Origin of the sequence: Rahnella aquatilis CIP 78.65 = ATCC 33071, from assembly GCF_000241955.1 — a bacterium.
Classification (GTDB): Bacteria; Pseudomonadota; Gammaproteobacteria; order Enterobacterales; family Enterobacteriaceae; genus Rahnella; species Rahnella aquatilis.
In genome coordinates this window covers 324,593-336,650 of record NC_016835.1, presented here as the reverse complement: position 1 = coordinate 336,650, position 12,058 = coordinate 324,593, and the positions used below count along the sequence as shown (strand labels likewise).

The following is a 12,058-nucleotide window of genomic DNA, read 5'->3' as shown; positions in this document are numbered from 1 at the left end:
CTTCACAATTTCCGGGGCGACGTTGGTGCCCTTTGAAGAGAGTATAGACGTTCCTCATGAATGACTGAGTTGCCAGAGCAAGAATTCTGGCCGCTGATTTTTAGGCTCATAAATTCGCCCGACGTTTGATTATCTCCTTGTTAACTACATGACAGATTAAATCACGACATGTCCGTTAACGATGCGTAACTTATTAGATTTTCTTGCTAACACCGGACTGGATATTCTTGGGTTTTGACCGGGTTCCATACGATGGAATGCCAGAATTTTATTATCTCCTGATTCCCAATATAAAGCATATGCTTTTTTATAAGCAGCTAACTTACTTACTGAAAAATATATTAACAACACGATCCTTGACAAAGTTTCAGCATTATTCAAAGGATTGCTATTTTTTCCTCTGGCATAGCTATGCAACTCTTTAACCGACCATGGAGTGAACAAACCTGATGCCTGCTTACTCATACAGATAGAATATGCGTGATCCTCTGTATTAAGGATTAGATGACTTAGCTCGTGAATAACAGTCGCCGCAATATCATCAACATGCATGCGACCAGTATGTATATAAGATAATGCGATATATTTTTTGTTAGTTCCTTTTTTGAAGTCTTTTGCATCTGTAGCCTTAACATATCCTATAGTATCCCCTCCCGCTTCATATAACTCTTCTGCAAGATCAAAATGCTCTGGCGCTAAACTCGTCATCCTTCTTCTGATTTTATTTAAAGAATGGGTGAGTTTCTTCACCGTTGCAGAATCATCTTCATTCAATAATTCTTTTAGAATTTTTCTTGTGTCATCCGATAATTTACGCCGCTCCAGCGCCTCGAGAGCGACATTAACCTGCTGTTTAGCCGTCGTAATGATAAATGGCAAGAGTCTTTTTAATCTTTCCTCAGCTGGATGCATAATTCCTATTCCTATTAATTACACTATCGTGCATACATTTTTATTATCCCAAAGCTCAGGGACTTAATAATTACTCATTCGCAAACCGGTACGCATTTAATGCAACGGTTCTTTGCGTAAATTGTTTTAACAGTGCCGGATTCACCTCCCGGTGATTTTCCTTATCCTGCTGCATCATCCACAATAACGTTTCAGCAGTGGTTCCATTACGCTGTAGATCTTGTCGTATCTGATATACCGCCGTTTTTAATTCCGACACGGTCATATATTGGCTGTGCTTCTTTTCGGCATTCAGCAGGCGGATTTCAAGCTCATCCAGATGCTTATTTGCAAGAATAAAACCATCCAGCGCCGGAATATCCCCCGCCTTTTCATCTAATGTACGCCGCCATTGCAGGCTGTATTCATTGCCCGGATATGCCTTTTCCAGATGGTCAGACAATATTTCACCGTGGCGCAGCAGGATATCTGCCGGTTGCTCACTGATCCACGTCAGAACAGGCGCAGCATCGGCTAATACCGCCTCTTTTTGCGCACTCAGTTCAGATTCTTGAACGTTATTCCAGGCATCATTCAACTGACGTTCACTTCGCTGCAATGCCAGTAACGGCGCGCTCAGCTTTTCACTTAAACTGCGTGTCTGTGATGAGAACCAGAACGCCGCTGCCACGGCACAAACTGCTATGCCCGCTGCCATTCCACCGAGTCCCCATAATAACGGGCGCAGGCGCGGTGCCTCAGCCAGCTGAATTTCCGGGGCCTGGACATGGGGCATAATGTCGTCGGTCACCGCTTCAGAGGCTTTTTTATCATTGGCCGGTTGTGACGTATTTTCCACCGCGACCGGCAAGGGTTTTGTGACTTTGAGTTGTACCGGGTAAGGCACGGAACGGCAGCGAACTTGCAGGAAATAATGCAGATTGTTCAGGGAATCATGGCTGCGTGATTGCAGGTTTTTAGACTGACCGCAGAGTATGCCGATACTTCTCTCTACCTGACGCATCTCCCCACTGTTTTCCGGCCCGTACTCCAGCGTATAAATATGCGTCGCCACATTGGCATTGAACCAGTCGATCAACTGCTGACGCTGCTGAACGGCGGCTACCGGCGGCCAGCAGCGCTGGCTGTTGTGTGTAAATGCCGTCGACAGCAGATCGAGCGCCAGCGCCAGCCCTTTCCAGCTTTTGAGCCGCAGATTGATGAGACAAAACCACATGCCGCTTTGCAGGTCATAACCGTATTCATGAAATAGCTGAAAACAACGTTCTTCCAGTGCATTCCAGTCCAGTCTCGCTGGCAGGCTTCCGCTCAGGTGGCTCAGCTCACTGCTCAGCAACAGGAACGATTTGCTGAGACGCGGATCATGTCCGTTAATTTTTAGCGCACGTAAATTCACCCGGTTTTTCATGGTTATCCTTTTCCTGCCATTCAGACGGATTGTTTAGCCACTGAGTTTTTCGCGGCAGGCTGTTTGATCAACGTAAGCTGACCTTTACTGACCCCAAGCTGCAGGCGAATAGCGGTTTTGTTTTCCAGCGCCAGTAAACGGTCAGTCAGTAATGGCAGTAATTCCCGATTCAGTACGGCATCAATTTCGCGGGCTCCGCTTTGCTCAACCTCACAGCGGCTGGCAATGAACTCCACCACTTTTTCGCTGTAGCTCAGTGAGGAATGACCTTCACCAGCACCGCTAAAGCGTTTGCACACTTTATCGATTTTGAGACGGATGATTTTGGCCAGTGTTTCGCCCACGACGGGCAGATAAGGGATCAGTTGCAACCGTCCCATTAGCGCCGGACGGAAAAATTGATCGAATTCAGGCCGCAGAAGCGCCGTCAGTGATTTCTGATCAGTGTTTCCTGAGGCGCAGGCGGTCATCACCCGATCGCTGGCCAGATTACTGGTCAGAATAATCAGGGTGTTGCGGAAATTAATCAGCTGGCCTTCGGCGTCTTCCATCACACCTTTGTCAAATACCTGATAAAAAATTTCCATCACATCCGGATGGGCTTTCTCAATTTCATCGAGCAGGACGACGCTGTACGGACGACGGCGCACCGCCTCGGTCAGCACACCGCCCTGCCCGTAACCCACGTACCCAGGCGGAGAGCCTTTCAGGCCGGACACGGAATGGGCTTCCTGATATTCGGACATATTGATGGTAATTAGACTTTGTTCGCCGCCGAAAAGCAGCTCAGACAAGGCCAGCGCGGTTTCTGTTTTCCCGACGCCGGAAGGCCCGGCCAGCATAAAGACGCCGGTCGGTTTAACCGGATCCGCAAGATTGGCGCGTCCGATGCGGATTTGCTGCGCAATGTCCGCTAGTGCATGGGATTGCCCGATCACCCGGCTTTCCAGACGAGCGACCAGATCACCGAGTTGTTGCTGCTCTTTTTCCATCATCCGGCCCAGAGGAATACCGGTCCATCCAGCCACCACATCCGCCACACAGGTTGCATCCACACAGTCATACACCATCGCCTGTTCTTTATGCATCTCAGCAAGTTGCAGACGTAAAGCGGCAATCTGCGCGACATCCTCAGTACGATTAATCTGCGCCACAATCTGCTGTTGCTGACGCCAGAGCGGCAGCAGTGCTTCTAAACTTTGCATCAGTTCGCTTTCACGTTGATCGAGCCATTTAACCCGTGAGAGGTTATCGCCCTCTTTCAGTAAACTTTCCCGTTCAGTGTGGATGTTGGCGATCATCGCATTGAGATCTTCGATCTCTTTGGGCTCATGACATTGTGAAATCGCCACACGGGCGCAGGCGGTATCCAGCAGGCTAATGGATTTATCCGGCAACTGGCGGCCAGAAATATAGCGGCTGGAGAGACGCACAGCGGCCACCAGCGCACTTTCGAGGATCTGCACGCCATGATGTTTGCTGAGGGCAGGTTTCAGTGAACGCAGCATGGCGGTGGCGCTCTCTTCGTCAGGCTCCGCCACTTTGATCACCTGAAAACGGCGTGCCAGAGCGGCATCCTTCTCAAAGTATTTTTTGTATTCTGCCCAGGTGGTCGCTGCCACCACGCGCATTTCTCCTCGCGCCAGCGCCGGTTTAAGCAGGTTAGCGGCATCGTTCTGACCTGCCTGACCGCCCGCACCAATCAGCGTATGCGCCTCATCAATGAACAGAATAACCGGAGACGGGTATTCTTTTACTTCACGCAGCAGGGTTTGCAGACGGTTTTCAAATTCCCCTTTCACGCTGGCGCCGGCCTGAAGCAACCCCATATCCAGCGACAAAATCTCCATCGTCTTCAACGCTTGCGGTACGGTGCCATCCGCAATACGTTGTGCCAGCCCTTCAACCAGCGCAGTTTTCCCCACGCCCGGCTCACCGGTCAGCACCGGATTGTTCTGACGGCGGCGCAACAGCACGTCGATCAGCTGACGTATTTCCTGCTCGCGCCCCAGCGCAGGATCCAGTGACGCATTACGCGCCTGTTCAGTCAGGTTACGGGTAAATTTCATCACCGCAGAATCAGTATTGTGGCGGGTTGCAGCAGGATGATTCGTGGCCTGTGCTGGTGCGCAGGCATCGTGCAACAACCGGTCAGCGCGATCGGTCTGACACAGCAGCGCCTGCTGTAAGGCTGATGACAGATGGATCTGATTGTCTTTTTCACTGGCAATCAGGCTGCCCAGAAAGGCCTGTACAGGCAGTTGTGTTTGCTGCCAGCAGGCACTGGCGTGCAGCCAGGATTTCTCCAGATGTTCGACCAGCAATTCAGACAATACCGGGCTGCGGGTGTTGCCGCTACGCAGGTGATTGAGGCTGATTTTCAGCGCATCAATCAATGTATCGCCCCGCAAGCCAGCACTCAGACAGAGTTGCTCAATCAGCGCAGGGTTGCGGGTCATCAGGGCAAGCAGTAAATGCTCGACGTCTACTTCGTGATGCGTACGGCTGACGGCCAGGCTGATCGCGGCGTCAAGACACTCGCGCGCTTCGACATTCATTTTCTCAACAATTTGCTTCAGGTAGTTACCCATAAATAATCCTGCTTAATTTTTACAATCGGTGTCCTGAACGGACGTTCAATGACATTCGGTGATACGGACAGGCAGTTGTGAGAACGCGCTCTTCAGTGCCGTTGGTCGTTTTTTTTCCGCGTTTCTGCTGCCGGCTTCCTGCTGCGCCTGCGCATTATCATTCAGTGCCTGACTGAGCGCCTGCCACTGGTGCCAGCTATCCTGGATCAGATTCTGTGCAGCGGACTGATAACGAACCATGACTTCTTTTATGCCCAGAGCCGCCAGTTGTGCTGCCTCATCAGGAAAATCCTCGGCTTTGAAGCGGTGTTGTCCGTCTGAGATATCGTGCAGGAAATCCGGCCAGGCAGCGTCACCAAAGTATTCATAAGTCAGGTCGAAACCCGGGAAATTGATCATCAGCGTTGCACGACTGCAATGGCCCGGACGCCAGTGAAACGTCGCCTGTTCGCTGAAGTTCATGCTGTTGAGTTTCCACTGTTGCTCATCACAGAACAGCGTCAGGCGGGTGCCCACCGGCATCAGTCGTGCCCCGCCCGGAATGGTGGCAGGCAGGCTTTTGAGTGTCAGTTCCAGCGGTTTGGCTTCCAGTTCCGCCATCTGCGCCTCCAGCTCGCTTTGTTCATCTTTCAGCGCGGACAGCGCATCGTCATTGCGGGTACTTTCACGTTCAGGCATCGCCAGCACATCATCCGGGCGCAGAACGTGATTAACCATCCGCAGGAATTCCGGTGTCAGTCCCGGCGTCTGCCCGTTGAACTCGCCTGCTTTTGGCCCGTTATCTTCCACCACCAGTACACTTTTTGCCGGTCCGCGGATAAAGTCAGACAGGTATTGCCACGCCAGATCCTGTTGGTCGTCGTACTCCAGACGGCTGGCGTTATTTTCCATCGGCCACAGCACCCGGCTTTGCCATTGCTGCTCAAGCCAGCAGGCAGAACGCTGCATGGCATGCGCCACCAGCCAGCGTGCATCGTTCTGATACAGTGCCCACACGGCGTTGATGGCAAAATCATCGTGTTCCGCTGACAAACTTTTACGCATCACATTGAAACGGCTATCAAGCAGTTGCAAAGGATTGCTGTCTCCGGCAGCGCCGGTCTGGAACAGCCCGCGGGTCAGCCGGTCGCTGCTTTTCGGCGTGGCAAACACGTCCGCAACCGCTGCATGCAGGCTGGTTTGCCAGGCATTCCAGTTTTTGATATTGAGATCGGAAACCACCGGCTTCAGCGTTTTGCTGTCGATTTTCAGCCATGTTGCAATTTTCTTCTGAACAGACTGCTGGAACTTACTGATGCGCGGTACCAGCGCACCCGGTACCGACATGGCCTGTAACTGATTCAACCGGCGCAGTTCGCGCAGCCAGCGCGCGGCGTCATGAGCGCTGATGTCCTCTAGCTGTTCATTGATGTAACGGGCAAATTTCATCGACGGGCTGTTACCCTGATCGAGCGCAATCAGTGCGGTTTGCCACTGTTCGTGAGTCAGAGCCGGAGCCGATTGCTGATCCATCGCCAGCATCATCGTCATCCATTGCGTCTGACGCAGCGCAGGCCAGCGCTGTTCAAAGGCAGCCAGTTCAGGCATAGGAACCTGCTGACTGCCAGCGCGGCGGATCTCCTCCAGCCAGTTCTGAATTTGCGCGGTGCCCTGTAGCGTCCACAGCCCGCTGATCTGGGTTTTATCCTCAGACCAGGGCAGGAAATCCGTCAGATTCACCGGCGTCAGATCGTCTGAAGGTGCCACCAGCCATGCCATCTGCGGATCACTGTTGACCAGACGTCCCAGCAATTCACGCAGTACCGCAAGTTGTTCACCACCTTCCGGCAACTGTAACAACGCGCGTTGCAGCACCACATCCTGCTGAGGGGGTAAAGGCACCGTTGCCCCTGTCATGCTCAGCGCCGCCGGAACCGGTGCCCGTTTTACCAGCGCACTGACAGGCTGTTTTTCCCACATAGCCTGTTTGGTGATAAGTGTGCTTGCCAGGTCCAGGATCAGGGCGCGTTTTTGCTGTGGAACAGCGTCGTTGAACTGCTGCTGGTAGTTATCTGCTATCTCATGCAGGTTCACCTTGTCGCGCGGGGATGCCGCAAGAATGCTGGCCTCAAGCTGCGCATGGCGATGGTTGATAACAGGAACAAAAGGTAAATATTTCAGCGGATGCGCGTTCCAGCCCTCGATGTTTTCAAGCTGCTGTACCTGCGCCATGATATCCATTTGCGTGGGCGTGCCGTCAGTGAGGTGGCGGGTGAAATAACCGGAAACCAGCAGATACATTATCGCCAGCGCACTGCAGGTCATCGCGCCCCATTTGTGCAGATAGCGACGGCCAAACCCAACAGGTTCAATATCTCGCTGGCGGCTTAGCGCAGGCAATAACCGGGTCATCAGATCATGGATAAAGAAAGCCTGACGCGAAGCACTGTTTTTGCTGACGGGTTCAGTGGCGGTAAACCAGATGCCACCCAGTGCCGCAGGCTGAAAGTAAGCGTCCGGTTCGCACAGGGCGGCCAGATAACGCTGCATTGCCGGTTGCAGTTGCGGCAGTTGTTCCGGGAAATCCATCAGCGCCAGCGTTTCGCCATCCGGTTCACCACCGGAAAGCATGCTCACACGCACTTTATCCAGGCCGTCCTTCACGCACGCAAACAGCGGATCCAGCAAGGCCGGATCTTTCCCGTCGACGACAGGCGAGTCGCGCCAGTAGTAACCCAGCGGTTGCTGACGTTGTACTGCTGAGAGTTTATTAGCCCAATGGCTGAAGCCAGGCATCCGGTCACAGCAGGTGATAAACAGATACACCGGCAGACGACGTCTGACTTTACTCACCAGCGGTTCGATCTGCGTGCGGATATGCCGCGCATGCAAATGCAGTTCCGCATCATCTTGTTCAAGCAACTCACTGACCGACACGCACACCACGATGCCAGCTGGCGCAGGCAGACGGGCGCACCAGTTCACCAGCCGCAACCAGCCGCGCTCGAAGGCCGGGGTTTTACTCAGAAAATGGCTGGAGAGATCGAGAAAACCTGCAGAGCGAAAAAACCACCAGCGTAGGGTGCGGGTCGGCACCACCAGAGAGCTTTCCGGTTCATTGGAAAACAGCGGTAATCCTGCACCGGCCATCAGCGTCGTTTTACCACTTCGCCCGCCAGTCAGGACAAACCAGGGTATTGGCTGTTTGCGTCTTCTGATACGCTTAATTACCGCGGCACCGGTTTTCCAGTGTTCGAATAAAACATATTCCAGCCGGGTAAGTTTAAATTTAGCCTTCAGCGAGGAAATATATTTCGCCTGCGCAATACCGGAAACTGATCCCCAGACAAACCGGGAGAATAAAACGACGACGATCAATATCAGCCACAAAATGAATGCATGCAGAAGTGTCTGTTCTAAAGCGACGGACATGACGACGCAGATAATAAGCAACAGGCACAGAAATAGTGTCCATGCGACAAAGGAAAGTAATTTTTTAAACATAATTTACCTGAAGAATATCCCTAAGCCGGTGGAAAGAATCACTAAATAAATGATCACAGGCAATGCAAGCAACAGCCCTTTACGCTGGCGTAATCTTTTCACTACCGTTTTATTTTTTTCACCGCCTGTGTCCTGTTCAACCAGCAAAGCATCATTCGGCCACTGACGCCAGGCCTGTGGCAAACACTGCCGCTCATCTTCGATGCGCTGTTGCAAAAGCTGCGCATCCTGTGAGGTGTATTTTCCGTGAAAACCCATCAGCAGACAGAACAAATACACCATTCTCAGCTGTATATTATTTTTATCGGTTTCATCCAGCCGGTCGAAAAATGCTTCACCACCGACAGAAATATCAAAATAATATTTCTGCAAAAGATCCCCCCGCCATTCTTTCACCCAATCCGCGCGGGATCGTAATACCCGCTCATCCACCCACAATACCACCGCAAAATAGGCATCCTCGCATTCGGTCGTTTCATGATGACGTTCTGATTCCAGCAGCGCCTGTTGTAATAAGGTAATGCTTTTTTCGCGAAACGCGTTGTAGTCCGGATATTCCTGCGGATGAATAAAAAACGCCGTCACATAACGAAACAACGGTAAATAACAATTGAGTAAACTCATCATGATGGCACCACAAATATAATCTGCACCTGAAGATCTTCCGGCATATCAGGCCAATAGAAGGAAATGCTGTTGTGCTGCCGGGCTTTATTCCACAATTCGCTGTCCTGCTCGACGAGGAAATAATGCGAATCGCTGCGGTTTGGCACGCCACGCGGTGGCTGTGGACAACGGATCACCGGGATGCCCGGCAGAGCATGCTGGATCAGCGGTTCGATCATTTTTGGCGAGGCCAGTTTGATGCCGCCCGGATTTTTGATCTGACGATTTTCCATCGGCATGCTGGCAGAACGTAACAGCAGCAGTACCGTTTCGGCATTTTTACTCTGCATGCTGTCAAAGTTTCCGGTGAACACGCCCTGAAGATCGTTTTCCAGTGTGATGTAGGTATTATCTTCAAGTACCAGACTGTTCAGCAGGGTAATCAGCGTCTTACGGGCACTCTCGAAACAACTCAGCAAATCATTGTGGTTGTAGGTTTGCAGCGGATTTTCGCCGTCATGCCACTCTCCCAGAAAGGAGCAGCTGTCATTGAATGAGGAAAGATCGCCCACCAGCTGGCACAGCATGTTATAGACCTGCCACGGATGAACCTGACGTGCCTGACAGAAATTTTTCAGTTGAGGCAATACCCGGTTGAGAGAGCGCATAGCTAACAACTGTGTCACCTGATCGCCACGCTCGGCATCGCTGACCAGTCGCTCTGAGCGTTTGTATTCTTCAAGCTTTCTGGCCCGCGCACTCAGTTCGAAATAGATAGTGTCAATCAGCTTGCCGAGGCTGAATGATCCAAAAAGCGTTACGGAAGGTGGCGAAAATGTTGGATCGAGGATCACCCGTTCGTTTTCATAACGCAGACGGGTGAGTGGAATGCATTCGCAATCAACCGCATCGTCTTTTTCAATGTCCGTCAGCAATCTGACGTTGTAGCACAAGCGGGCCACTGCGGCGTCCGGCGCATGGTCATAGACATCTTTCATCACCCGCTCTTCGCTGGTGTTGATCCAGCGCGTGACGGCGCGATCGTGCTCTTTTTCCAGCGTGGTGACATTGCTGTGCAGCGGATCAAAACGACGTACAGCCAGCCAGAGGGTCATTGGCTGATCGCGCTGTTTCCAGAAATCACGGAAGTTACGTTGTTCTACGCGGCTGTTACCGGGCTGAGACAGCAGAGTACCGCCGGGTAAAATACAACGGATCTGCTCGACACTGATCACATAATCGTTCAGTGCCGCTTCATTAATACTGACCTCAATCAGCCCGTAATTATAGGGCTGTGCCAGACGCAAATGCTCCGCGAGGTTCCATTCGTAATGCAGGTCAAGTGACTGAAAATGCTGCGGTTGCAGATAAAGCCCCGAATGCCAGTAAATCTGCTGTTGTTCTGGATACATTATTTTTTCTCTCCGGCAACAGGAACATCTGAACTGACAATGCTTTCACTGCCTAAGGTGACAGAAAGGGTGACCGGCGCTAAATGCGCCTGCCAGACTGGTTCCCACCAGCCTGTACTTTCAGACTCCACCGGCACCCCTGCGCTGACCATGTGTTTCTTCATCGGGAACGGATAATAGCCCGCCACCAGCGCCACATTGCGGGTATCCCTGGCGCGGTCGATATGCACTGTGTTGGTTTGTCCCGGCATCATGACGTAACGATCTACCTGCAAAACGTCGCCTTCGCTGCCGGCACCAGCAAACAAACTTTTCAGCGTCGCGGGGTTACCCAGAATTTTATCCAGCGTCGGTTTATCCCTGGCTTGCAGCAGTAATACCGTACAACTGTTGGGCATCTCATTGAGGCTGTTCAGCCCCGGTTCCGCCCGCAATTTCAGCGTGATAGCCCCGTTGGCGAAAGGCGCAGCCACTTCGCTGATCGCCTTCTGACGGCCCTGATCATTATCAGACGCACAACCTGTCAGCAGCATGACACCGAGCATCAGTGTGGTCAGTCCTGTTTTCCACCTCATTCTCTGCCGTGCCCTTTCAGTACTTTGTTGATATCACGCATACTGCTGTCGTCCTGCAACATCTCTTCCAGCCATTCCGTCAGTGTCATCGCTGCCCAGCGCGCCGCACGCTCCATCAGAAAAGGGACGGGGCTTGACGGTTCGGTCTGGCGGAAAAAATGGGCAATGGTCAGCATCTGGCTGATGGCCAGATCCCGTGACATCGTTTGTTTTTTAGTGTTATTCATCAGTGAGCTGACGTCAGTGCCCTGCTCATCTTCGTCAGGCGTTAATACGTTAAGGGTCATCACGTCGTCATAAGCCGGTGCCGCACGGTCAAACAGGCGTTTCACAAATTCCTGCATTTCAGCGGTTGCACTGCGCATCTGCCCCATCGCCAGAGAATCGGCCTGCGGATTCAGCTGACCATAGAGGGCTTCAAGCGTATCCAGCGTGGTCTCCAGTTGGGTTAACGCCTCGTTCTGCGCGATAACTTTCTGCGGATCCAGTGTGGCGGCCCAGCGGTTGAACGTATCCATAGAGAAATCATCGTCACTGCCTCGTTCGGCAGCGCTATCTGGTTTCATCGTCACCCGGTGTTCATAGGCGAGCACCTTACGCCAGTGATCCAGTGTGCTTTCCGGCTGCCCGAACAGAGGATGACAATGCATCATCTGCGCCAGCTGGCGATCCAGGCGATTGATCATGCCGTGGCGGATTACCGCGCCGTCCTCATCCATCTCCGGCCAGCCGTTTTGCCAGTAATTTTGTATAAACGGTATCAGAAAACCGATACCGCCCAGCAGGCCGCTGATCCCGTGCTGATGGCTCAGACCTTCAATAAGCCAGCAGGCCACCTGCAAATCCTTGCTTTCTTTCTGTAGCACTTGCGAGCTTAAGCGGACGACTTTGCTCCAGTCGGCTTTACGCAATTCAGTAGCCCATTCGCCCTGCGGCAAATAGTCAGGATCACTTTCCCGCGCCTCGCGGATTTCGTTATAGACCTGTTCATATTCCATGTTGCGGCCAGCAGGTTGTTCAGCGCTGACCGGGGCGAACAAGGGCTCAAAATTCATTATCATTTCAATGCAC

The 12,058-nt window shown here is 52.2% G+C and carries 8 protein-coding genes; all 8 read right to left on the bottom strand.

The window, feature by feature from the left end; all coding sequences use genetic code 11:
- Positions 1-156: 156 nt before the first annotated feature.
- Positions 157-912 (bottom strand): M35 family metalloendopeptidase, encoded by a 756-nt coding sequence (locus tag RAHAQ2_RS23505; RefSeq protein WP_014341882.1) that lies wholly within the window; start codon positions 910-912, stop codon positions 157-159.
- 70 nt (positions 913-982) lie between these two features.
- Entirely contained in the window at positions 983-2,320 is a 1,338-nt protein-coding gene (locus RAHAQ2_RS23500; protein ID WP_014341881.1) for a VasL domain-containing protein, read from the bottom strand.
- A gap of 20 nt (positions 2,321-2,340) precedes the next feature.
- A complete protein-coding gene (tssH, locus tag RAHAQ2_RS23495) occupies positions 2,341-4,911 on the bottom strand; it encodes a type VI secretion system ATPase TssH (RefSeq protein WP_014341880.1) in 2,571 nt (856 codons plus the stop codon).
- 45 nt (positions 4,912-4,956) lie between these two features.
- Positions 4,957-8,394: a type VI secretion system protein gene (locus tag RAHAQ2_RS23490; RefSeq protein WP_014341879.1), complete on the bottom strand. Its 3,438-nt coding sequence runs from the start codon at positions 8,392-8,394 to the stop codon at positions 4,957-4,959.
- Between the two features lie 3 nt (positions 8,395-8,397).
- A complete protein-coding gene (locus RAHAQ2_RS23485) occupies positions 8,398-9,021 on the bottom strand; it encodes a DotU family type IV/VI secretion system protein (protein ID WP_014341878.1) in 624 nt (207 codons plus the stop codon).
- A complete protein-coding gene (gene tssK, locus RAHAQ2_RS23480) occupies positions 9,018-10,412 on the bottom strand; it encodes a type VI secretion system baseplate subunit TssK (RefSeq protein ID WP_014341877.1) in 1,395 nt (464 codons plus the stop codon). Before tssK ends, RAHAQ2_RS23485 begins: the two co-directional genes overlap by 4 nt.
- Positions 10,412-10,987, bottom strand: coding sequence for a type VI secretion lipoprotein TssJ (locus tag RAHAQ2_RS23475; protein ID WP_049796162.1), 576 nt, complete (start codon positions 10,985-10,987; stop codon positions 10,412-10,414). The genes tssK and RAHAQ2_RS23475 overlap by 1 nt, the downstream gene beginning before the upstream one ends.
- A complete protein-coding gene (gene tssA, locus RAHAQ2_RS23470; RefSeq protein ID WP_014341875.1) occupies positions 10,984-12,048 on the bottom strand; it encodes a type VI secretion system protein TssA in 1,065 nt (354 codons plus the stop codon). The genes RAHAQ2_RS23475 and tssA overlap by 4 nt, the downstream gene beginning before the upstream one ends.
- Positions 12,049-12,058: the final 10 nt, after the last annotated feature.

Coding starts and splice junctions, on each gene's coding strand:
- RAHAQ2_RS23505 (WP_014341882.1), bottom strand. CDS start 912: ATGCATCCAGCTGAGGAAAGATTAAAAAGACTCTTGCCATTTATCATT.
- RAHAQ2_RS23500 (WP_014341881.1), bottom strand. CDS start 2,320: ATGAAAAACCGGGTGAATTTACGTGCGCTAAAAATTAACGGACATGAT.
- tssH (WP_014341880.1), bottom strand. CDS start 4,911: ATGGGTAACTACCTGAAGCAAATTGTTGAGAAAATGAATGTCGAAGCG.
- RAHAQ2_RS23490 (WP_014341879.1), bottom strand. CDS start 8,394: ATGTTTAAAAAATTACTTTCCTTTGTCGCATGGACACTATTTCTGTGC.
- RAHAQ2_RS23485 (WP_014341878.1), bottom strand. CDS start 9,021: ATGATGAGTTTACTCAATTGTTATTTACCGTTGTTTCGTTATGTGACG.
- tssK (WP_014341877.1), bottom strand. CDS start 10,412: ATGTATCCAGAACAACAGCAGATTTACTGGCATTCGGGGCTTTATCTG.
- RAHAQ2_RS23475 (WP_049796162.1), bottom strand. CDS start 10,987: ATGAGGTGGAAAACAGGACTGACCACACTGATGCTCGGTGTCATGCTG.
- tssA (WP_014341875.1), bottom strand. CDS start 12,048: ATGATAATGAATTTTGAGCCCTTGTTCGCCCCGGTCAGCGCTGAACAA.